This window comes from Streptococcus sp. W151, from assembly GCF_053010205.1.
Map to the genome: position 1 here is coordinate 103,817 of NZ_JBRKNT010000005.1, position 20,154 is coordinate 123,970.

Annotated in this window: 29 protein-coding genes; 28 read left to right on the forward strand and 1 reads right to left on the reverse strand. The window is 43.1% G+C overall.

Translation table 11 applies throughout. The features are described 5' to 3' along the window. The 4 genes from trpA to ACVC7Q_RS08255 all read left to right on the forward strand — a co-directional run bounded on the left by trpA (position 1) and on the right by ACVC7Q_RS08255 (position 5,872). A complete protein-coding gene (gene trpA, locus ACVC7Q_RS08240; RefSeq protein ID WP_447265519.1) occupies positions 1-777 on the forward strand; it encodes a tryptophan synthase subunit alpha in 777 nt (258 codons plus the stop codon). Positions 778-918: 141 nt separating this feature from the next. Beyond that, the gene (locus ACVC7Q_RS08245) at positions 919-2,382 is read left to right on the forward strand and encodes an alpha-L-fucosidase (RefSeq protein ID WP_447265520.1); all 1,464 of its coding nucleotides are present in this window, start codon (positions 919-921) and stop codon (positions 2,380-2,382) included. 257 nt (positions 2,383-2,639) lie between these two features. After that, positions 2,640-5,285, forward strand: coding sequence for a DNA polymerase I (polA, locus tag ACVC7Q_RS08250; protein WP_447265521.1), 2,646 nt, complete (start codon positions 2,640-2,642; stop codon positions 5,283-5,285). A gap of 134 nt (positions 5,286-5,419) precedes the next feature. Next, a complete protein-coding gene (locus ACVC7Q_RS08255; RefSeq protein WP_447265522.1) occupies positions 5,420-5,872 on the forward strand; it encodes a CoA-binding protein in 453 nt (150 codons plus the stop codon). A gap of 69 nt (positions 5,873-5,941) precedes the next feature. Here the strand turns inward: ACVC7Q_RS08255 and ACVC7Q_RS08260 are convergent, their stop codons facing one another. Then, positions 5,942-6,811 carry a DUF975 family protein gene (locus ACVC7Q_RS08260; RefSeq protein WP_447265523.1) on the reverse strand — a complete coding sequence of 290 codons (870 nt, stop codon included), beginning with the start codon at positions 6,809-6,811 and terminating at the stop codon, positions 5,942-5,944. 150 nt (positions 6,812-6,961) lie between these two features. Here ACVC7Q_RS08260 and tgt point away from each other — a divergent pair, with 150 nt between their 5' ends. From tgt to secY, 24 genes are all read left to right on the forward strand, one after another. Next, positions 6,962-8,104, forward strand: a complete 1,143-nt coding sequence (gene tgt, locus ACVC7Q_RS08265) for a tRNA guanosine(34) transglycosylase Tgt (RefSeq protein WP_447265524.1) — start codon at positions 6,962-6,964, stop codon at positions 8,102-8,104. A gap of 1 nt (position 8,105) precedes the next feature. Continuing rightward, complete coding sequence (locus tag ACVC7Q_RS08270) at positions 8,106-8,726, forward strand: uridine kinase family protein (protein WP_447265525.1); 621 nt, start codon at positions 8,106-8,108, stop codon at positions 8,724-8,726. 277 nt (positions 8,727-9,003) lie between these two features. Next, complete coding sequence (gene rpsJ, locus ACVC7Q_RS08275) at positions 9,004-9,312, forward strand: 30S ribosomal protein S10 (RefSeq protein WP_003009585.1); 309 nt, start codon at positions 9,004-9,006, stop codon at positions 9,310-9,312. Positions 9,313-9,393: 81 nt separating this feature from the next. Further along, on the forward strand, positions 9,394-10,020 hold the full coding sequence (gene rplC / locus ACVC7Q_RS08280; RefSeq protein ID WP_003010846.1) for a 50S ribosomal protein L3: 627 nt from the start codon (positions 9,394-9,396) through the stop codon (positions 10,018-10,020). A 24-nt stretch (positions 10,021-10,044) separates the two neighbouring features. Next, positions 10,045-10,668 (forward strand): 50S ribosomal protein L4, encoded by a 624-nt coding sequence (gene rplD / locus ACVC7Q_RS08285; protein ID WP_003009591.1) that lies wholly within the window; start codon positions 10,045-10,047, stop codon positions 10,666-10,668. Further along, the gene (locus ACVC7Q_RS08290; protein ID WP_003009593.1) at positions 10,668-10,964 is read left to right on the forward strand and encodes a 50S ribosomal protein L23; all 297 of its coding nucleotides are present in this window, start codon (positions 10,668-10,670) and stop codon (positions 10,962-10,964) included. The genes rplD and ACVC7Q_RS08290 overlap by 1 nt, the downstream gene beginning before the upstream one ends. Positions 10,965-10,981: 17 nt before the next feature. After that, positions 10,982-11,815 carry a 50S ribosomal protein L2 gene (rplB, locus tag ACVC7Q_RS08295; RefSeq protein ID WP_000512900.1) on the forward strand — a complete coding sequence of 278 codons (834 nt, stop codon included), beginning with the start codon at positions 10,982-10,984 and terminating at the stop codon, positions 11,813-11,815. A 96-nt stretch (positions 11,816-11,911) separates the two neighbouring features. Then, positions 11,912-12,193, forward strand: a complete 282-nt coding sequence (rpsS, locus tag ACVC7Q_RS08300) for a 30S ribosomal protein S19 (protein WP_000533766.1) — start codon at positions 11,912-11,914, stop codon at positions 12,191-12,193. A gap of 11 nt (positions 12,194-12,204) precedes the next feature. Beyond that, complete coding sequence (gene rplV / locus ACVC7Q_RS08305; RefSeq protein WP_000818139.1) at positions 12,205-12,549, forward strand: 50S ribosomal protein L22; 345 nt, start codon at positions 12,205-12,207, stop codon at positions 12,547-12,549. 12 nt (positions 12,550-12,561) lie between these two features. Further along, complete coding sequence (rpsC, locus tag ACVC7Q_RS08310) at positions 12,562-13,215, forward strand: 30S ribosomal protein S3 (protein ID WP_003002336.1); 654 nt, start codon at positions 12,562-12,564, stop codon at positions 13,213-13,215. A gap of 3 nt (positions 13,216-13,218) precedes the next feature. Further along, positions 13,219-13,632 carry a 50S ribosomal protein L16 gene (rplP, locus tag ACVC7Q_RS08315; RefSeq protein ID WP_000960947.1) on the forward strand — a complete coding sequence of 138 codons (414 nt, stop codon included), beginning with the start codon at positions 13,219-13,221 and terminating at the stop codon, positions 13,630-13,632. 9 nt (positions 13,633-13,641) lie between these two features. Continuing rightward, on the forward strand, positions 13,642-13,848 hold the full coding sequence (gene rpmC, locus ACVC7Q_RS08320) for a 50S ribosomal protein L29 (protein ID WP_003002350.1): 207 nt from the start codon (positions 13,642-13,644) through the stop codon (positions 13,846-13,848). Positions 13,849-13,871: 23 nt separating this feature from the next. Further along, positions 13,872-14,132, forward strand: coding sequence for a 30S ribosomal protein S17 (gene rpsQ, locus ACVC7Q_RS08325; protein ID WP_000440801.1), 261 nt, complete (start codon positions 13,872-13,874; stop codon positions 14,130-14,132). A gap of 25 nt (positions 14,133-14,157) precedes the next feature. Then, positions 14,158-14,526 carry a 50S ribosomal protein L14 gene (gene rplN, locus ACVC7Q_RS08330; RefSeq protein WP_003002384.1) on the forward strand — a complete coding sequence of 123 codons (369 nt, stop codon included), beginning with the start codon at positions 14,158-14,160 and terminating at the stop codon, positions 14,524-14,526. Positions 14,527-14,599: 73 nt separating this feature from the next. After that, the gene (rplX, locus tag ACVC7Q_RS08335) at positions 14,600-14,905 is read left to right on the forward strand and encodes a 50S ribosomal protein L24 (RefSeq protein ID WP_003002315.1); all 306 of its coding nucleotides are present in this window, start codon (positions 14,600-14,602) and stop codon (positions 14,903-14,905) included. A gap of 23 nt (positions 14,906-14,928) precedes the next feature. Then, positions 14,929-15,471: a 50S ribosomal protein L5 gene (gene rplE, locus ACVC7Q_RS08340; RefSeq protein WP_003009606.1), complete on the forward strand. Its 543-nt coding sequence runs from the start codon at positions 14,929-14,931 to the stop codon at positions 15,469-15,471. A gap of 17 nt (positions 15,472-15,488) precedes the next feature. Then, positions 15,489-15,674, forward strand: coding sequence for a type Z 30S ribosomal protein S14 (locus tag ACVC7Q_RS08345; RefSeq protein WP_001085699.1), 186 nt, complete (start codon positions 15,489-15,491; stop codon positions 15,672-15,674). A 211-nt stretch (positions 15,675-15,885) separates the two neighbouring features. Beyond that, positions 15,886-16,284, forward strand: a complete 399-nt coding sequence (gene rpsH, locus ACVC7Q_RS08350; RefSeq protein ID WP_003010897.1) for a 30S ribosomal protein S8 — start codon at positions 15,886-15,888, stop codon at positions 16,282-16,284. A 194-nt stretch (positions 16,285-16,478) separates the two neighbouring features. After that, positions 16,479-17,015, forward strand: a complete 537-nt coding sequence (gene rplF / locus ACVC7Q_RS08355; RefSeq protein WP_003010839.1) for a 50S ribosomal protein L6 — start codon at positions 16,479-16,481, stop codon at positions 17,013-17,015. An 83-nt stretch (positions 17,016-17,098) separates the two neighbouring features. Beyond that, positions 17,099-17,455: a 50S ribosomal protein L18 gene (rplR, locus tag ACVC7Q_RS08360; protein WP_003010871.1), complete on the forward strand. Its 357-nt coding sequence runs from the start codon at positions 17,099-17,101 to the stop codon at positions 17,453-17,455. Between the two features lie 17 nt (positions 17,456-17,472). Beyond that, positions 17,473-17,967: a 30S ribosomal protein S5 gene (gene rpsE, locus ACVC7Q_RS08365; RefSeq protein WP_003009617.1), complete on the forward strand. Its 495-nt coding sequence runs from the start codon at positions 17,473-17,475 to the stop codon at positions 17,965-17,967. A 14-nt stretch (positions 17,968-17,981) separates the two neighbouring features. Continuing rightward, a complete protein-coding gene (rpmD, locus tag ACVC7Q_RS08370) occupies positions 17,982-18,164 on the forward strand; it encodes a 50S ribosomal protein L30 (RefSeq protein WP_447265526.1) in 183 nt (60 codons plus the stop codon). A gap of 145 nt (positions 18,165-18,309) precedes the next feature. Then, positions 18,310-18,750, forward strand: a complete 441-nt coding sequence (gene rplO, locus ACVC7Q_RS08375) for a 50S ribosomal protein L15 (RefSeq protein ID WP_003002405.1) — start codon at positions 18,310-18,312, stop codon at positions 18,748-18,750. A 12-nt stretch (positions 18,751-18,762) separates the two neighbouring features. Next, on the forward strand, positions 18,763-20,073 hold the full coding sequence (gene secY, locus ACVC7Q_RS08380) for a preprotein translocase subunit SecY (protein WP_023920186.1): 1,311 nt from the start codon (positions 18,763-18,765) through the stop codon (positions 20,071-20,073). Positions 20,074-20,154 lie beyond the last annotated feature (81 nt).

Genomic DNA, 20,154 nt, shown 5'->3' on the forward strand with positions numbered 1-20,154 from the left:
ATGGGAAAGACCTTAACAGAGCATTTACAAAAGCTGAAAGACCAGCAACGAGGGATCTTTGTTCCGTATATCATGGCAGGAGATCATGAAAAAGGCTTAGCAGGTTTGCAGGAAACCATCCAATTTTTGGAAGATCTTGGTGTCTCAGCCATTGAAGTTGGCATTCCTTTTTCAGATCCAGTGGCAGATGGCCCTGTGATTGAAGAGGCAGGGTTACGAAGTTTAGCCCATGGGACGACGACAGAAGGTCTGGTACAAACGATCCAGCGCTTAGAGACAACTGTTCCTTTGGTCATCATGACCTATTTTAACCCCTTGTTCCAATATGGGCTCGAAAACTTCTTTAGAGATTTAGACGGAACGGCTGTTAAAGGCGTGATTATTCCGGATCTTCCTCATGAGCATGCGGATCTGGTAGAACCTTTATTAGCAGATACAGACATCGCTTTGGTTCCACTGGTGAGTTTAACGACAGGAATCGATCGTCAGAAGAAATTGATCCAAGATGCGGAAGGCTTTATCTATGCCGTAGCGGTGAATGGAGTGACGGGGAAAGCTGGTAGCTATCGAGAAGATCTGGACCAGCACTTGGTCCAATTACACGAAATAGCTTCGATCCCTGTTTTGACAGGTTTTGGAGTTTCCAGCATGGAGGATGTTCACCGTTTTAACCAGGTATCAGATGGGGTTATTGTGGGGTCCAAAATCGTTAAGGCTCTCCACAAAGGGGAGACAGATGCCATCGCTCATTTTATTTCTCAAGCAGTGAAGGGCTAGCAGGTCTATTCTACTTGTAATTGGCTCGATTCTCCTAGATCAAGCTCTTTGTCTACTATTTTAACCATTCCCCTCGTTTATCTTTACAAACGAGGGTTTCTCGTTACAATAGAGGTAGTAACAAGAAAAGAGGAGAAGAGAATGATAAGCCTTGCAGAGATTGATCAAGTTGTCCAGTCAGGTCCTTATGAACCAAGCTGGGGCTCTCTTAGCCATCAAGTCTGTCCAGACTGGTATCGGGATGCCAAATTTGGAATATTTATCCACTGGGGCGTCTACAGTGTACCTGCCTTTGGATCAGAGTGGTATTCACGAAATATGTATATCCAAGGGAATCCTTGCTATCACTACCATCGAGAGCATTTTGGAGATCAGGCTAGCTTGGGTTACAAGGATCTCATTCCTCTCTTTACAGCGGATCGATTTGATCCGGCATCTTGGCTGGATCTCTTTCAAAAAGCAGGCGCTCAGTATCTTTTCCCAGTTGCGGAGCACCACGATGGTTTTCAGATGTATGCCTCTAATCTCTCGCCTTATAATAGCCTAGAAATGGGACCGAGACGAGATGTCTTAGGAGAACTGAGAGCGGAAGCAGAAAAACGTGGTCTACACTTCTGTACGTCCTCTCACCGGGCAGAGCACCAGTTTTTCTTTTCGCATGGCAAGGAGTTTCCTAGTGATATTCCACAAGAAGTTCCAAGAGACAGCCTTTATTGGCCAGCAGAGCCAGAACCGAAGGATCATTTTAATCTCACTTCTAAGCCTTATCCAAGTAAAGAATTCTTGGAAGATTGGCTGTTGCGAACCTGTGAACTGGTGCGGGATTATCCGCCAGAGCTCCTTTATTTCGATTGGTGGATTCAGCATGAGAGCTTCCGTCCTTACTTGATGCGCTTTTTGGCTTATTATTACAATCTAGCGGCGCAAGAAGACCGCAAGGTGGCCGTTTGTTACAAACAGGATGCCCTACCTTTTGGTTCAGGAATCGTCGAGATGGAGCGGGGAGGCTACGGGGAGACGCAAGCCTTTCCGTGGCAAATGGATACCGCGATCGCTCGTAATTCTTGGTGCTATACCCAGGATCTAGCCTACAAGACCAGCAAGGAATTGTTGCAAAATTTAGTTGATGTTGTGGCAAAAAATGGCAATCTTCTGCTCAATATTGGACCCAAGGCAGATGGCACCATCCCTGAGCAAGATCAAGACATCCTTACAGAGATCGGGGATTGGCTGGCGGTAAACGGAGAAGCCATTTATCAGAGCCGGCCTTGGCGGGTGTCATCGGACGGACCGACCGAGGCCCAGGAAGGTTCCTTCTCAGATGGGCAAGTGCCACTCTATACCAACCAAGATTTCCGCTATACCATGCGTGAAGGCCTTCTTTATGCTATCCAGCTAGAACCAAGTGGACGGACAGAAGAGCTGACCTTGCCGTCTCTCGCCTATGATCTCAAGCAACCGAGAATCCTTCATGCGCGTATTCGGCAGATAGAGCTCCTTGGAGAAAGCCAGCTCCTTTCTTGGAGTCAAGATGAGGCAGGCCTCCATCTTCAATTACCAGCTTGCAGCCAAAAACAACCGCGTGTTTTGCGTCTCCGTTTTTAGTTTTCTTGAAGCTTTCTATAAGGAATGGTTTAGGTTTCTCTTGTATACTGTACTCATCCAATAAGAAATGAGGTACAGAAAATGAAAATCTCAGTCAATTATCCAAAACGCTTTAAGAAATTGCCACAACAAGGGTCTTGTTACGGCGAATAAACGCTTCTCTTCATTTTTCATAAGAAACTCCTAAAGAAGGCTCTACCCGAAAGGGTAGAGTTTTTATGTACCAGAGACCTTGTGATTCGTGGTATAATAGGCCTATGGAAAAAAAGAATAAATTGTTACTCATCGACGGCTCTTCCGTCGCTTTTCGTGCCTTTTTCGCACTCTATAATCAAATTGATCGCTTCAAAAATGCCAATGGTCTGCATACCAATGCGGTCTATGGCTTTAATCTCATGTTGAGCCATCTGTTGGAGCGCATCCAACCAACCCATGTTCTCGTTGCTTTTGATGCAGGAAAGACGACTTTTCGGACGGAGATGTATGCCGACTACAAAGGGGGCCGTGCAAAAACACCAGATGAGTTCCGCGAGCAGTTTCCTTTCATTCGCGAGCAATTAGACCATCTAGGAATCCGCCATTATGAGCTGGCCCAGTATGAAGCAGATGATATTATTGGAACGCTAGATAAGATGGCAGAAACTACCTCGGTGCCATTTGATGTGACCATTGTTTCAGGGGATAAGGATTTGATCCAGCTGACAGATGACAATACGGTGGTTGAAATCTCAAAAAAAGGAGTGGCAGAGTTTGAAGAATTCACTCCAGCCTATCTGAAAGAGAAGATGGGGCTGACACCAGAGCAATTTATCGACCTCAAGGCCTTGATGGGAGATAAGTCGGATAATATCCCAGGTGTTACTAAGATCGGAGAAAAGACCGGGATCAAACTACTCCTGGAGTACGGCTCTCTCGATGGCATTTACGAGCATATCGATGAAATGAAGGCTTCTAAGATGAAGGAAAACCTCATCAACGATAAGGAACAGGCCTATCTGTCTAAGACTTTGGCGACCATTGATACCAATGCGCCCATTGAGATCGGGCTGGACGATATCACCTATACGGGGCCTCATCTAGAAAATCTCGCCAAGTTTTATGAGGAGATGGGCTTCAAGCAACTCCGCCAAGCCTTGGATCTCAGTGGAGAAGAAGTGGCTCCTGTAGCCCTTGACTATACAGAAGTCGAGCAAGTCACCTCGGATATGCTCACGGAAGATAGTTTCTTCCATTTTGAGATGTTTGGGGACAATTACCATACGGAACCCATCATCGGTTTTGCATGGGGGACCAAAGGTCAGCTCTACGCGAGTACAGATACTGGTCTTTTACAAACACCGATTTTCAAAGAATTTCTCGAAAAAACACCCCTCAAGGTCTATGACTTCAAACGAGCCAAGGTCTTGCTCAGCCACTTGGATATTACCCTTCAAAATCCCGCGTTTGACAGTCGATTGGCCAAGTATCTCTTGTCGACCGTAGAGGACAATGAAATTTCAACCATTGCGAGTCTCTATAGTCAGATTGCACTGCCGCTGGACGAAGTCGTTTATGGCAAGGGAGCCAAAAAAGCCATTCCAGAAAAAGCAGTCCTATTAGAGCATTTGGCACGAAAAGTCGCTGTTTTACTAGACACTGAAGTGCCTATGACGGAGCAACTAAAAGCTCACGACCAACTAGATCTGCTCTATGATATGGAGCAACCACTAGCAGCTGTTTTGGCCAAGATGGAAATCGCAGGGATTAAGGTAGAGCGCCAGACCCTCCAAGACATGCAGGTGGAAAACGAAGCAGTTTTGGAACGCTTGACCCAAGAAATCTACGAGTTAGCAGGAGAAGAGTTCAACATCAATTCTCCAAAACAATTGGGGGTCATCCTCTTTGAAAAATTGGAACTCCCTCTTGAATACACCAAAAAGACTAAAACCGGCTATTCGACGGCTGTTGATGTCTTAGAACGCCTGGCTCCAATTGCACCGATTGTGTCTAAGATTTTGGAATACCGCCAGATTGCTAAGATTCAGTCGACCTATGTCATCGGGCTTCAAGACTGGATTTTGGAAGATGGGAAGATCCATACCCGCTATGTGCAGGATTTGACGCAGACAGGTCGCTTGTCCAGCGTGGATCCCAACCTACAAAACATTCCTGTCCGTTTGGAACAAGGCCGTCTCATTCGTAAGGCCTTTGTCCCAGAAGAGGAAAACAGTGTCTTGCTGAGTTCGGACTATTCACAAATCGAATTGCGCGTCTTGGCCCATATTTCAGGAGATGAGCATTTGATTGATGCCTTTCAGCATGGGGCAGATATCCATACATCAACCGCTATGCGCGTCTTCAATATTGAAAAACCAGAAGATGTGACAGCAAATGACCGTCGCAATGCCAAGGCAGTAAACTTCGGCGTGGTTTATGGAATTTCCGATTTTGGATTGTCTAACAACCTAGGGATCAGTCGAAAAGAAGCCAAAGCCTACATTGAGACCTACTTCGAACGCTACCCTGGCATCAAGGACTATATGGAGAGAGTGGTACGGGAAGCGCGTGACAAAGGCTATGTAGAAACTCTCTTCAAGCGTCGTCGGGAGATTCCAGATATCAATTCTCGCAACTTCAATGTTCGAGGCTTTGCGGAACGGACAGCAATCAACTCACCGATCCAAGGATCGGCAGCCGATATCTTGAAAATTGCCATGATCCACTTGGACCAAGCCTTGGAAGCAGGTGCATACAAGACCAAGATGCTTCTTCAAGTGCACGATGAAATTGTTCTGCAAGTACCAAGTGATGAGCTGGCAGCGATCAAAGAACTCGTCAAAGAGACCATGGAATCCGCTATCGAGCTTGCGGTACCACTGGAAGCCGATGAGAATGCAGGCAAAACATGGTATGAAGCCAAATAAGATTGAGTTTATTCAAAATAGAAAGCGGTAGGAGACTTTTTAGTTTCCTACCGCTTTTAACGACAAACACTTGCAATGCCCTCCGGATTATTATACTATTTAAAGAAAGGAAACGCATACAAAAGGAGATTCATATGGCTTATTCATTTCGCAATCCTAGTGATGGCGTTATCAAACATTACTTAGAAACAAGCAAAATCATTGCTGTAGTTGGATTATCTGACCGTGAAGACACGACCAGTCATCGTGTCAGCAAGGAGATGCAAGAGCGGGGCTATCGGATTATTCCCGTTAACCCTCGTGCAGCTGGTGGCCAGATCCTTGGAGAAACGGTGTACGCTAGCCTACAGGAAATTCCTTTCCCAGTAGATATCGTCGATGTATACCGTCGCAGTGAATTTTTACCAGATGTGGCGCGTGACTTCATCGAGACAGATGCGAAGATTTTTTGGGCACAATTGGAGCTGGAAAATCAAGAAGCAGAAGAGATTCTTCGTGGAGCTGGACGAGAAGATATCGTCATGAACCGCTGTATCAAACGGGAACACACCCGACTGATCCTCGGGGACTCCCTATACGGAGTATAACTGACAAGAAATTGACAGTAAAATTATAGAAGAAAACCCCAGCAGGAAACTGGGGTTTTCTTATTACTCTTATTTAGCTTCATGGCTTGGATGGCCTGTAAAATGGCGTGGCCCTTGTTTGATCTGCTTGATTTGATCATAAAATGCAATTTGGCAGTTGATAAAGTATGGCATGGTATAAAAGCCGATGACATCGCGCGTGAAGTAATTCAAGAAGTACCAACCAATCAAGGTTAGATCGAGCACCAAGCGATTGCTGCGGAACCCTTTCATGGTTTCACGACTTTGGCGAAGCACTCCAAAGGCTCCCTTGTAGTCGCCGTCTCGTAGTTGTTCGTAGAGGATCAATTCGACCAGGCTGAGACTGTAGTATTGTGGCAGGTAAAAGAGGAGGCCGAGAAGGCCCAGTACGACACCAGCTGTCATCAGAGGCATTTGTTGCATGAGAGATTGGAATTCTGGACTGGAAGCACTCAAAGTGCTAGGATTGCTCACCTTATCGTAGATCGCCAAAAATCGAATGCTGGCGTAGGTGCTGATGAGACTCCCTACATAGAGGACAAGTCCCCATAAAAAGAGGACGGCTTGCTTCAAGATCAAGGTGGCAAATACAGAGGTAAAGCGATCTTGTTTAAAGATATCTAACACGCGTGTTCGGTGTTCGATCTTGGGATTGATCGTATCTAAATAGCTAAAAGTCGCACCGACCACTAAAATAGAGATGACAAAGGAGACAACAGAAGGAAAGAGCTGCCGCTGGATCATGTAGACACTTGCTTGCTGCAAGGTCATATCCGGTAGTAGATCGATCAGATCTTGCCCGCTTAAGAGAAAGTTAGCAAGAATGGTCAACAGGACCGGAAGAGCAAAAAGGATAGCTAAGCCCGGTTGCTGGACTTGCATGGTACGTGCCCGGAGGCGAATCAATTTAAGGTTCATGGATGACACTCTCTTCATAGTAGTACTTTTTATTATAACATAAGTCCGTGACAGAGCCGGTAAAATTTGGTACAATCGTACAGGTGCTCACAGGAAAACTGTGACAGGAATAAGAAGGCTGGGACTGTCTTTCCCAGTACGGAGGTAACCATGACAGATTCACCGATTCAATATCGATTAATCAAAAAAGAGAAGCATACAGGTGCTCGTCTGGGAGAAATTATCACCCCTCACGGGACCTTCCCAACCCCAATGTTTATGCCTGTAGGAACTCAGGCAACCGTTAAGACCCAATCGCCAGAAGAACTTAAGGAGATGGGTTCAGGCATTATTTTGGCTAATACTTATCATCTCTGGCTTCGTCCAGGGGATGACTTGGTCGCAAAAGCAGGTGGACTGCACCAGTTCATGAACTGGGATCAGCCAATTTTGACAGATAGTGGAGGCTTCCAAGTCTATTCACTAGCGGATACCCGCAATATTACTGAAGAAGGGGTAACCTTTAAAAACCACCTCAACGGCTCGAAAATGTTCCTTTCTCCAGAAAAGGCTATTTCCATCCAAAACAATCTAGGCAGTGACATCATGATGTCCTTTGATGAATGTCCTCAGTTCTATCAGCCCTATGATTATGTGAAAAAATCAATCGAACGGACCAGTCGTTGGGCAGAACGTGGGCTAAAAGCTCACCGTCGCCCTCATGATCAAGGTCTGTTCGGGATTGTCCAAGGGGCTGGATTTGAAGACTTGCGCCGTCAGTCCGCCAAGGATCTGGTCAGCATGGACTTTCCAGGTTATTCTATTGGTGGGTTAGCTGTTGGGGAAAGCCATGAAGAGATGAATGCAGTACTTGATTTCACAACTCCGCTCTTACCAGAGAACAAGCCGCGTTATCTCATGGGAGTAGGAGCTCCAGACAGTCTGATCGATGGGGTTATTCGTGGAGTGGATATGTTTGACTGTGTCTTGCCGACGCGGATTGCTCGAAACGGTACCTGTATGACTAGTCAAGGACGCCTGGTAGTGAAAAATGCGCAATTTGCAGAAGATTTTACACCGCTGGATCCTGAATGTGATTGCTACACTTGTAAGAATTACACCCGAGCTTATCTTCGCCACCTCCTCAAGGCAGATGAGACCTTCGGCATTCGCTTGACAAGCTACCACAACCTCTATTTCTTGATCAACCTTATGAAGCAGGTCCGTCAAGCCATCATGGATGACAATCTCTTGGAATTCCGTGAGCATTTCATTGAAAAATATGGCTATAATAAGTCAGGACGGAATTTCTAGGATGGATCGTGAAAGACTACTAGACTCCATAGTAAAAAAGATACAATCGGGAGAATTACGAACACTTGGAATCTATGGTCATGGAGGGTCAGGGAAAACAATCTTTGCAAAAGCCCTCTGTGAACGATTGGACCTCACAAAAGTTAACCTTTTAGAAACAGATCCCTATATTATTGGAAAACCAAGAGGATTGGTTGTGCCAAAAGACTCCCCAGGTCAAAAAGTGACCGCATGTCTGTCGAGTGCCCACGAATTGGCTAGTCTAGAACGAGATATTCAAGCCCTTCAAGCGGGAATGGATATACGAACGATTGATCAGCCATGGTCTCCAAGCCACATATTATCTGGGAACAAGTCTATTCTCATCGTAGAAGGGATGTCAGTGGCTTTTTTACCCAAGTCTTTGTTTGATCAAACCATTTGTTTTTACACAGATGATCATACGGAGCTAGAAAGACGATTAAGCAGAGACGTCGCCCAACGAAATCGAGAAATGGACTTCATCTATCGAACTCACCAAATCAGACGAGAACAATACCATCAGTATTATCAACCGATGGAAGATGAGGCAGATATCCTGGTCAATACATCACAAGATCAGTTTCGTATTGAAAAAGAATAAAAAGTTCTACGGAAAAGTAGAACTTTTTTCTATATAATGGCAACAATTTTAGCATTCTATATTTTTCGAAAACACTTTCATTAAAAAAACGAAAAAAAACTTCTCAAATCCCTTGCATTGGGCCTTTGTTTGTGTTAAACTACTATGGTGCTGTGAAAAACAGCTATTAGCTTTGATGCAAGAGGTTGCGACACGCTCGGTTGCATTGCCACGCAACGCGCGTCGGTTTTCTTGTGGAGCTAGCCTATTATCTTAAATAGACGAAAAGGAGAAAAAGATGGCAAACAAAAAAATCCGCATCCGTTTGAAAGCGTACGAACACCGTACACTCGACACAGCGGCTGCAAAAATCGTAGAATCAGCTACTCGTACAGGTGCACAAGTTGCGGGTCCAATCCCACTTCCAACTGAGCGTAGCCTCTACACAATTATTCGTGCGACTCACAAATACAAAGATTCTCGCGAACAATTCGAAATGCGTACACACAAACGTTTGATCGACATCATCAACCCAACTCAAAAAACAGTTGATGCTTTGATGAAATTGGATCTTCCAAGTGGTGTAAACGTAGAAATCAAACTTTAATCTAAAGCTTGAGCAAGAGCATGAAAAACGCTCGTTAAAAACTTTTTGAATAAAAAACTATAGAAAAGGAACTATTTTCTCATGACAAAAGGAATCTTAGGGAAAAAAGTGGGAATGACTCAAATCTTCACTGAAGCTGGCGAATTGATCCCTGTAACAGTTATCGAAGCAACTCCAAACGTTGTTCTTCAAGTTAAAACTGTTGAAACAGATGGTTACAACGCTATCCAAGTTGGTTTCGATGACAAACGCGAAGTATTGAGCAACAAACCTGCTAAAGGACATGTAGCAAAAGCTAACACGGCTCCTAAGCGCTTCATTCGTGAATTCAAAAACGTTGAAGGCTTGGAAGTTGGTGCTGAAATCACAGTTGACACTTTCGAAGCTGGAGACATTGTTGATGTAACTGGTACTTCTAAAGGTAAAGGTTTCCAAGGTGTTATCAAACGCCACGGACAATCACGTGGACCTATGGCTCACGGTTCTCGTTACCACCGTCGTCCAGGTTCTATGGGACCTGTTGCACCTAACCGCGTATTCAAAGGTAAAAACCTTGCAGGACGCATGGGTGGCGATCGTGTAACTATTCAAAACCTTGAAGTTGTACAAGTTGTTCCAGAAAAGAACGTTATCCTTATCAAAGGTAACGTACCAGGTGCTAAGAAATCTCTTATCACTATCAAGTCAGCAGTTAAAGCTGGTAAATAATAAGGAAAGGGGAATACAGTCAAAATGGCAAATGTAACATTATTCGACCAAACTGGTAAACAAGCGGGCGAAGTTGTTCTTAACGATGCGATCTTTGGTATCGAACCAAACCAAGCAGTTGTATTTGATGTGATCATCAGCCAACGTGCTAGCCTTCGTCAAGGAACTCACGCAGTTAAAAACCGCTCAGCCGTTTCAGGTGGTGGACGCAAACCATGGCGTCAAAAAGGAACTGGACGTGCTCGTCAAGGTTCTATCCGCTCTCCACAATGGCGTGGTGGTGGAATCGTCTTCGGACCAACTCCACGTAGCTATGCGTACAAACTTCCTCAAAAAGTTCGTCGCCTTGCACTTAAATCTGTTTACTCAGAAAAAGTTGCTGAAAACAAATTTGTAGCCGTTGATTCTCTTGAATTTACAGCTCCAAAAACTGCTGAATTTGCAAAAGTTCTTGCAGCTTTGAGCATCGATTCTAAAGTCCTTGTTATTCTTGAAGAAGGAAACGAATTCGCAGCTCTTTCAGCTCGTAACCTTCCAAACGTGAAAGTTGCGACTGCTACAACTGCAAGTGTTCTTGACATCGCAAATAGTGACAAACTTCTTGTTACTCAAGCAGCTATCTCTAAAATCGAGGAGGTTCTTGCATAATGAATTTGTATGATGTTATCAAAAAACCTGTTATCACTGAAAAGTCAATGGCTCAACTTGAAGCAGGCAAATATGTATTCGAAGTTGACACTCGCGCTCACAAACTTTTGATCAAACAAGCTGTTGAAGCTGCGTTTGAAGGTGTAAAAGTTGCGAATGTGAACACTGTAAACGTAAAACCTAAAGCAAAACGCGTTGGACGTTACACTGGTTTTACTTCAAAAACTAAAAAAGCTATCATCACGCTTGCAGCTGATTCTAAAGCAATCGAGTTGTTTGCTACTGAAGCTGAATAATCTAAGGAGGAAATATCGTGGGAATTCGTGTTTATAAACCAACAACAAACGGTCGCCGTAATATGACTTCTTTGGATTTCGCTGAAATCACAACAAACACACCTGAGAAAACTTTGCTTGTTTCTCTTAAAAACAAAGCAGGTCGTAACAACAACGGTCGTATCACTGTTCGTCACCAAGGTGGTGGACACAAACGTCATTACCGTTTGATCGATTTCAAACGTAACAAAGATGGAGTTGAAGCAGTCGTTAAAACGATCGAATACGATCCAAACCGCTCAGCTAACATCGCGCTTGTACACTACACTGACGGTGTGAAAGCTTACATCATTGCCCCTAAAGGTCTTGAAGTAGGTCAACGTATCGTATCAGGACCAGAAGCAGATATCAAAGTCGGAAACGCTCTTCCACTTGCTAACATCCCAGTTGGTACTTTGATCCACAACATCGAATTGAAACCTGGTAAAGGTGGAGAATTGGTACGTGCTGCTGGAGCTTCTGCTCAAGTGTTGGGTTCTGAAGGTAAATATGTACTTGTTCGTCTTCAATCAGGCGAAGTTCGTATGATTCTTGGAACTTGCCGTGCTACTGTTGGTGTTGTCGGAAACGAACAACATGGACTTGTAAACCTTGGTAAAGCGGGACGTAACCGCTGGAAAGGTGTTCGCCCTACAGTTCGTGGTTCTGTAATGAACCCGAATGATCACCCACACGGTGGTGGTGAAGGTAAAGCACCAGTTGGACGTAAAGCGCCATCTACTCCTTGGGGTAAACCTGCGCTTGGTCTTAAAACTCGTAACAAGAAAGCGAAATCTGACAAACTTATCGTTCGTCGTCGCAACCAAAAATAATCATAAGCAACTAGCTTACACTTTCCGCCAGCTCGGTAGCGCTGCTTAGCAGCGCAAGCCGCTGTGGTACTAAATTTTAAAGGAGAAAATTACAAAATGGGACGTAGTCTTAAAAAAGGACCTTTCGTCGATGAGCATTTGATGAAAAAAGTTGAAGCTCAAGCAAACGACGAAAAGAAAAAAGTAATTAAAACTTGGTCACGTCGTTCAACGATCTTCCCAAGTTTCATCGGATACACTATCGCAGTTTATGATGGACGTAAACATGTACCTGTTTACATCCAAGAAGACATGGTAGGTCACAAGCTTGGTGAATTTGCACCAACTCGTACTTACAAAGGTCACGCGGCAGACGACAAGAAGACACGTAGAAAATAAGGAGAACATAAATGGCAGAAATTACTTCAGCTAAAGCAATGGCTCGTACAGTGCGTGTTTCACCTCGTAAATCACGTCTTGTTCTTGACAACATCCGTGGTAAAAGCGTAGCCGATGCCATCGCTATTTTGACATTCACACCAAACAAAGCTGCAGGAATCATCCTTAAAGTGTTGAACTCAGCAGTAGCAAACGCTGAAAACAACTTTGGTTTGGAAAAAGCTAACTTGGTAGTATCTGAAGCATTCGCAAACGAAGGACCAACAATGAAACGTTTCCGTCCACGTGCGAAAGGTTCAGCTTCACCAATCAACAAACGTACAGCTCACATCACAGTAGCTGTTGCAGAAAAATAAGGAGGTAAACTCGTGGGTCAAAAAGTACATCCAATTGGTATGCGTGTTGGTATCATCCGTGATTGGGATGCCAAATGGTATGCTGAAAAAGAATACGCGGATTACCTTCATGAAGATCTTGCAATCCGTAAATTCATTCAAAAAGAATTGGCTGACGCAGCCGTTTCAACTATTGAAATCGAACGCGCAGTAAACAAAGTTAACGTTTCACTTCACACTGCTAAACCAGGTATGGTTATCGGTAAAGGTGGAGCAAACGTTGATGCACTTCGTGCAGCTCTTAACAAATTGACTGGTAAACAAGTCCACATCAACATCATTGAGATCAAACGTCCTGACTTGGATGCTCACCTTGTTGGTGAAGGAATTGCTCGTCAATTGGAACAACGTGTTGCTTTCCGTCGTGCACAAAAACAAGCGATCCAACGTGCTATGCGTGCTGGAGCTAAAGGAATCAAAACTCAAGTATCAGGTCGTTTGAACGGTGCAGATATTGCCCGTGCAGAAGGATACTCTGAAGGAACTGTTCCACTTCACACACTTCGCGCTGATATCGATTACGCTTGGGAAGAAGCAGACACTACTTACGGTAAACTTGGTGTTAAAGTATGGATCTACCGTGGTGAAGTTCTTCCAGCTCGTAAAGACGCTAAAGGAGGTAAATAACCAATGTTAGTACCTAAACGTGTAAAACACCGTCGCGAATTCCGTGGTAAAATGCGCGGTGAAGCAAAAGGTGGAAAAGAAGTAGCATTCGGTGAATACGGTCTTCAAGCTACGACTAGCCACTGGATTACAAACCGTCAAATCGAAGCTGCTCGTATCGCCATGACTCGTTACATGAAACGTGGTGGTAAAGTTTGGATTAAGATTTTCCCACACAAATCATACACCGCTAAAGCTATCGGGGTACGTATGGGATCTGGTAAAGGGGCTCCTGAAGGTTGGGTAGCACCAGTTAAACGTGGTAAAGTGATGTTCGAAATTGCTGGTGTATCTGAAGAGATCGCACGCGAAGCGCTTCGTCTTGCTAGCCACAAATTGCCAGTTAAAACTAAATTTGTGAAACGTGAAGCAGAATAAGGAGAGGTCATGAAACTTACAGAAGTAAAAGAATTTGTTAAAGAACTTCGTGGTCTTTCTCAAGAAGAACTCGCGAAGCGTGAAAATGAATTGAAGAAAGAATTGTTTGAACTTCGTTTCCAAGCGGCTGCTGGTCAATTGGAACAAACTGGACGTTTGAAAGAAGTGAAAAAACAAATCGCTCGTATCAAAACTGTTCAATCAGAAGCTAAATAATAGACTAGGGAAGGAGAATTTCAATGGAACGCAATAATCGTAAAGTTCTTGTTGGACGCGTTGTGTCTGACAAAATGGACAAAACAATCACAGTTGTAGTTGAAACTAAACGTAACCACCCAGTCTATGGTAAACGTATCAACTATTCTAAAAAATACAAAGCTCATGATGAAAACAATGTTGCTAAAGAAGGCGATATCGTTCGTATCATGGAAACTCGTCCGCTTTCAGCTACAAAACGCTTCCGTCTTGTAGAAGTCGTTGAAGAAGCGGTCATCATCTAATCATACCTGAAAGGAGAAAACGTAAATGATTCAAACAGAAACTCGTTTGAAAGTCGCTGACAACAGTGGCGCACGCGAAATCTTGACCATCAAAGTTCTTGGTGGTTCAAAACGTAAATTCGCGAGCATCGGTGATGTAATCGTTGCATCAGTAAAACAAGCTACTCCTGGTGGTGCGGTTAAGAAAGGTGACGTTGTAAAAGCTGTTATCGTTCGTACTAAATCAGGTGCTCGTCGTAAAGATGGTTCATACATCAAATTCGACGAAAATGCAGCAGTAATCATCCGTGACGACAAAACTCCTCGCGGAACTCGTATCTTTGGCCCAGTTGCACGTGAATTGCGTGACGGTGGTTTCATGAAGATCGTGTCACTTGCTCCAGAAGTACTTTAATCAATAAAAAACAAACACAGTCCCCTGGCTTAGCCAGGGTGCCCATCGGGCGTAAGAATAAAAGGAGAATAAAATGTTTGTAAAAAAAGGCGACAAAGTTCGCGTTATCGCTGGTAAAGACAAAGGCGTAGAAGCTGTTGTTCTTACTGCTCTTCCAAAAGTAAATAAAGTTGTTGTAGAAGGTGTAAACATCATCAAGAAACACCAACGTCCAAATAACGAAAACCCTCAAGGTGCAATCGTTGAAAAAGAAGCTCCAATCCATGCTTCTAACGTTCAAGTTTTGGACAAAAACGGTGTTGCTGGACGTGTTGGCTACAAATTTGTAGACGGCAAAAAAGTTCGCTACAACAAAAAATCAGGCGAAGTGCTTGACTAATCACGAAGGAAAGGAGAAGTATAATGGCTAATCGTTTAAAAGAAAAATACCTTAATGAAGTAGTACCATCATTGACTGAACAGTTCAACTATTCATCAGTTATGGCTGTGCCAAAAGTTGATAAAATCGTTTTGAACATGGGTGTTGGTGATGCAGTATCAAATGCTAAAAACCTTGAAAAAGCTGCTGAAGAGCTTGCTTTGATCTCAGGTCAAAAACCATTGATCACTAAGGCTAAAAAATCAATCGCCGGCTTCCGTCTTCGTGAAGGTGTTGCGATCGGTGCAAAAGTTACCCTTCGTGGTGAACGTATGTACGAATTCTTGGATAAATTGGTAACAGTTTCACTTCCACGTGTACGTGACTTCCATGGTGTTCCAACTAAATCATTTGATGGACGCGGAAACTACACACTTGGTGTGAAAGAACAATTGATCTTCCCAGAAATCAACTTTGATGATGTTGATAAAACTCGTGGTTTGGATATCGTAATCGTAACTACAGCGAACACAGACGAAGAATCACGTGCATTGCTTACTGGCCTCGGAATGCCGTTTGCAAAATAATATAGGAGGTAAAACTAATGGCTAAAAAATCTATGATTGCTAAGAACAAACGCCCAGCGAAGTTCTCTACTCAAGCATACACTCGCTGTGAACGTTGTGGACGTCCACACTCAGTTTACCGCAAGTTTAAACTTTGCCGTGTTTGCTTCCGTGAATTGGCATACAAAGGTCAAATCCCAGGTGTCACAAAAGCATCTTGGTAATAGCATGATACAAAGAGCGTAACAACCACAGCAAAAATAGGAGATTTGGTGCAGGGGCGCCGCTCCAAAACAAATCTATCTTTTTTGCACAGGTTGTAGCTCGTGTTCAAATGAGAGATTCTCATTTGTAAGTATCAAAACTATCTGAGCCTAGCTCAATCATTAACTAGCAAGTGCAACTTGCAAACTACTAGTAAGAGGAGAAATTATAATGGTTATGACTGACCCAATCGCAGACTTCCTTACACGTATTCGTAACGCTAACCAAGCAAAACACGAAGTACTTGAAGTACCTGCATCAAACATCAAAAAAGGGATTGCTGAAATCCTTAAACGCGAAGGTTTTGTAAAAAACGTTGAATTCATCGAAGATGACAAACAAGGCATCATCCGTGTATTCTTGAAATACGGACAAAACGGTGAAAAAGTTATTACAAACTTGAAACGTGTATCTAAACCAGGTTTGCGTGTTTACAAAAAACGTGAAGATCTTCCAAAAGTTCTTAACGGACTTGGAATTGCTATCCTTTCAACTTCTGAAGGTTTGCTTACTGATAAAGAAGCACGCCAAAAGAATGTTGGTGGGGAAGTTATCGCTTACGTTTGGTAAAATCAAGATACAAAGCTCGTAAAGAACAAAGCAAAATTAGGAAGTTGGAGCAGTTTGTTGACAAACAAGCCAACTTATCTATTTTGCACAGTTCTTAGAGCGTGTTCAGTTCAGCTCTTGAACTAAATAAGTATCTTAAACCCCGTGAAAACTGGCCCACAAAGGCCTGACAATTTAACAGGAGAATAAAAAACATGTCACGTATTGGTAATAAAGTTATCGTGTTGCCTGCTGGTGTTGAAATCACTAACAATGACAACGTTGTAACTGTAAAAGGACCTAAAGGAGAACTTACTCGTACGTTCTCAAAAGATATTGAAATCCGTGTGGAAGGTACTGAAGTAACACTTCACCGTCCAAACGATTCAAAAGAAATGAAAACAATCCACGGAACAACTCGTGCCCTTTTGAACAACATGGTTACTGGTGTATCAGAAGGATTCAAGAAAGAACTTGAAATGCGCGGGGTTGGATACCGTGCACAACTTCAAGGATCAAAACTTGTTTTGGCTGTTGGTAAATCACACCCAGACGAAGTTGAAGCTCCAGAAGGAATTACTTTTGAACTTCCAAACCCAACAACAATCGTTGTTAGCGGAATTTCAAAAGAGGTAGTTGGTCAAACAGCTGCTTATGTACGTAGCCTTCGTTCACCTGAACCATACAAAGGTAAAGGGATCCGTTATGTTGGTGAATACGTTCGCCGCAAAGAAGGTAAAACAGGTAAATAATGTAGTTTGGTTGTTTTTCAACCAACCTTCATCTTACCAACTCAGTGCTTAGCACATGATTTTAAAATTAAGAGGTGAAAATTGTGATTTCGAAACCAGATAAAAACAAAATCCGTCAAAAACGCCACCGTCGCGTTCGCGGAAAACTCTCTGGAACTGCTGATCGCCCACGTTTGAACGTATTCCGTTCTAATACAGGCATCTACGCTCAAGTAATTGATGACGTAGCGGGTGTAACGCTCGCAAGCGCTTCAACTCTTGACAAGGAAGTTTCAAAAGGAACTAAAACTGAACAAGCCGTTGTTGTCGGCAAACTTGTTGCTGAACGTGCAGTTGCTAAAGGTATTTCTGAAGTGGTGTTCGACCGCGGTGGATATCTATATCACGGACGTGTTAAAGCTTTGGCTGATGCAGCTCGTGAAAACGGATTGAAATTCTAATAGGAGGACACTAGAAAATGGCATTTAAAGATAATGCAGTTGAACTTGAAGAACGCGTAGTTGCCATCAACCGTGTTACAAAAGTTGTTAAAGGTGGACGTCGTCTTCGTTTTGCAGCTCTTGTAGTTGTTGGTGACCGTAATGGCCGTGTTGGATTTGGTACTGGTAAAGCTCAAGAAGTTCCAGAAGCAATCCGTAAGGCTGTTGAAGATGCTAAGAAAAACTTGATCGAAGTTCCTATGGTTGGAACAACAATTCCACACGAAGTAACATCAGTGTTTGGTGGAGCTCGTGTATTGTTGAAACCAGCTATCGAAGGGGCTGGGGTTGCTGCAGGTGGTGCAGTTCGTGCCGTTGTCGAATTGGCAGGTATTGCAGATGTTACATCTAAATCACTTGGATCAAACACTCCAATCAACATCGTTCGTGCAACTGTTAACGGTTTGGCACAATTGAAACGCGCTGATGAAGTTGCTGCCCTTCGTGGTATTTCAGTTTCTGACTTGGCTTAAGAAAGGAGATTCAAATGGCTCAAATTAAAATTACTTTGACTAAGTCTCCAATCGGACGCATCCCGTCACAACGTAAAACTGTTGTAGCACTTGGACTTGGCAAATTGAACAGCTCTGTTATCAAAGAAGATAACCCAGCAGTACGTGGTATGATCACTGCTGTATCTCACTTGGTATCAGTTGAAGAAGTAAAATAATCTATTTAAAATAGAAACAAAGTTTTCAGGGGTATGAGAAGTTCTCATCCCCTAAAACTAAATATAAGTATAGGCGAGTTTGTAGTTAGGACACCTTTTCCTGATTACATGCGTTAGCAATTTACAAAAGAGGAGAAAATAAATAATGAAACTTCATGAATTACAACCTGCTACAGGTTCACGTAAAGTCCGCAACCGTGTTGGTCGTGGTACTTCATCTGGTAATGGTAAAACTTCTGGCCGTGGTCAAAAAGGTCAAAAAGCTCGTAGCGGTGGCGGTGTACGTCTTGGTTTTGAAGGTGGACAAACTCCATTGTTCCGTCGTCTTCCAAAACGTGGATTTACAAACATCAACGCTAAAGAATATGCTATTGTGAACCTTGATCAATTGAACGCCTTTGAAGATGGTGCTGAAGTAACTCCAGTAGTACTTGTAGAATCAGGAATTGTAAAAGCTGAAAAATCAGGTATCAAAATTCTTGGTAACGGAGAATTGACTAAGAAGTTGACTGTTAAAGCAGCTAAATTCTCTAAATCAGCTGAAGAAGCTATCACTGCTAAAGGTGGTTCAGTTGAAGTCATCTAAGTGAGGTGACCTATGTTTTTTAAATTATTAAAAGATGCATTTAAGGTAAAACAAGTTCGGTCGAAGATTTTGTTTACGATCTTCATCATTCTTGTTTTCCGCATTGGAACCACGATTACAGTACCTGGTGTAAATGCGAAAATTCTGAACAACCTTCAAGATGTGTCCTTCTTGAACATGCTCAGTTTAGTATCTGGGAATGCTATGAGGAACTTCTCAGTTTTCGCATTAGGGGTTAGCCCATACATCACAGCTTCGATCGTCGTGCAACTTTTGCAAATGGATCTGTTACCTAAGTTTGTTGAATGGGGCAAACAAGGAGAAGTTGGACGAAGAAAGCTCAACCAAGCAACACGCTATATTTCTTTGGTTCTAGCTTTTGTTCAATCCATTGGGATTACAGCGACCTTCCACACCTTGTCTCAGGCAAAATTAGTTGCAACTCCTAATACCAAGACCTATCTGTTAATCGGTGCAATTCTGACGACCGGTTCCATGATTGTGACTTGGCTTGGAGAACAAATCACAGATAAAGGATACGGAAATGGTGTTTCAATGATTATCTTTGCGGGAATTGTGTCATCAATTCCTGAGATGATTAAAGAAATCTATGAAAATGCATTTGTGAACGTACGTTCTGGTCAAATGACCAATTCCCTCATTTTTGTTGGGGTATTAATCCTTGCTGTCTTGGTTATTGTTTACTTTACAACCTTTGTAGAGCAAGCACAATACAAGATTCCAATCCAATATACTAAGATTGCTCAAGGAGCTCCATCAAGTTCTTACCTTCCTTTAAAAGTGAACCCAGCAGGAGTTATTCCTGTCATCTTCGCTAGTTCGATTACAGCAGCACCTGCTGCCATTTTCCAAGTAATTAGCGCTATGGGTTACAATGCAGGATGGGTGAAAACAGCCCAAGCCATGTTGGCTACAAACACACCAACTGGTGTCGCTATGTATGCCTTGTTGATCATTCTCTTCACGTTCTTCTATACGTTTGTTCAGATCAATCCTGAAAAAACAGCAGAAAACCTTCAAAAGAGTGGTGCCTATATCCCAGGCGTTCGCCCTGGTAAGGGAACAGAAGAGTTTATGTCTCGTTTGCTACGTCGTTTAGCAAGCGTCGGATCAGTATTCCTTGGCTTTATTACCATCATTCCAATCTTAGCCCGAGATTTATTTGGTTTGACAGATGCAGTTGCTCTTGGAGGAACTAGTTTGTTAATCATTATTTCAACAGGTATTGAAGGAATGAAACAATTAGAAGGCTACTTATTAAAACGTAAGTATGTCGGATTTATGGACACAACAACAGAATAGAATAAGGTTGACTTTGTCAGCCTTCTATTTTGTTTTTAAATGGAAATAGGAATTCGCTCCTGCTTCCATTTAAAAACAAAA

Coding starts and splice junctions, on each gene's coding strand:
- rplE (WP_003009606.1), top strand. CDS start 14,929: ATGGCTAATCGTTTAAAAGAAAAATACCTTAATGAAGTAGTACCATCA.
- ACVC7Q_RS08255 (WP_447265522.1), top strand. CDS start 5,420: ATGGCTTATTCATTTCGCAATCCTAGTGATGGCGTTATCAAACATTAC.
- polA (WP_447265521.1), top strand. CDS start 2,640: ATGGAAAAAAAGAATAAATTGTTACTCATCGACGGCTCTTCCGTCGCT.
- rpsJ (WP_003009585.1), top strand. CDS start 9,004: ATGGCAAACAAAAAAATCCGCATCCGTTTGAAAGCGTACGAACACCGT.
- ACVC7Q_RS08345 (WP_001085699.1), top strand. CDS start 15,489: ATGGCTAAAAAATCTATGATTGCTAAGAACAAACGCCCAGCGAAGTTC.
- rplC (WP_003010846.1), top strand. CDS start 9,394: ATGACAAAAGGAATCTTAGGGAAAAAAGTGGGAATGACTCAAATCTTC.
- secY (WP_023920186.1), top strand. CDS start 18,763: ATGTTTTTTAAATTATTAAAAGATGCATTTAAGGTAAAACAAGTTCGG.
- rplF (WP_003010839.1), top strand. CDS start 16,479: ATGTCACGTATTGGTAATAAAGTTATCGTGTTGCCTGCTGGTGTTGAA.
- rpmC (WP_003002350.1), top strand. CDS start 13,642: ATGAAACTTACAGAAGTAAAAGAATTTGTTAAAGAACTTCGTGGTCTT.
- trpA (WP_447265519.1), top strand. CDS start 1: ATGGGAAAGACCTTAACAGAGCATTTACAAAAGCTGAAAGACCAGCAA.
- ACVC7Q_RS08245 (WP_447265520.1), top strand. CDS start 919: ATGATAAGCCTTGCAGAGATTGATCAAGTTGTCCAGTCAGGTCCTTAT.
- rplV (WP_000818139.1), top strand. CDS start 12,205: ATGGCAGAAATTACTTCAGCTAAAGCAATGGCTCGTACAGTGCGTGTT.
- rplN (WP_003002384.1), top strand. CDS start 14,158: ATGATTCAAACAGAAACTCGTTTGAAAGTCGCTGACAACAGTGGCGCA.
- rplX (WP_003002315.1), top strand. CDS start 14,600: ATGTTTGTAAAAAAAGGCGACAAAGTTCGCGTTATCGCTGGTAAAGAC.
- rpmD (WP_447265526.1), top strand. CDS start 17,982: ATGGCTCAAATTAAAATTACTTTGACTAAGTCTCCAATCGGACGCATC.
- rpsQ (WP_000440801.1), top strand. CDS start 13,872: ATGGAACGCAATAATCGTAAAGTTCTTGTTGGACGCGTTGTGTCTGAC.
- rpsH (WP_003010897.1), top strand. CDS start 15,886: ATGGTTATGACTGACCCAATCGCAGACTTCCTTACACGTATTCGTAAC.
- rplP (WP_000960947.1), top strand. CDS start 13,219: ATGTTAGTACCTAAACGTGTAAAACACCGTCGCGAATTCCGTGGTAAA.
- ACVC7Q_RS08270 (WP_447265525.1), top strand. CDS start 8,106: ATGGATCGTGAAAGACTACTAGACTCCATAGTAAAAAAGATACAATCG.
- ACVC7Q_RS08260 (WP_447265523.1), bottom strand. CDS start 6,811: ATGAACCTTAAATTGATTCGCCTCCGGGCACGTACCATGCAAGTCCAG.
- rpsS (WP_000533766.1), top strand. CDS start 11,912: ATGGGACGTAGTCTTAAAAAAGGACCTTTCGTCGATGAGCATTTGATG.
- rplO (WP_003002405.1), top strand. CDS start 18,310: ATGAAACTTCATGAATTACAACCTGCTACAGGTTCACGTAAAGTCCGC.
- tgt (WP_447265524.1), top strand. CDS start 6,962: ATGACAGATTCACCGATTCAATATCGATTAATCAAAAAAGAGAAGCAT.
- rplD (WP_003009591.1), top strand. CDS start 10,045: ATGGCAAATGTAACATTATTCGACCAAACTGGTAAACAAGCGGGCGAA.
- ACVC7Q_RS08290 (WP_003009593.1), top strand. CDS start 10,668: ATGAATTTGTATGATGTTATCAAAAAACCTGTTATCACTGAAAAGTCA.
- rpsE (WP_003009617.1), top strand. CDS start 17,473: ATGGCATTTAAAGATAATGCAGTTGAACTTGAAGAACGCGTAGTTGCC.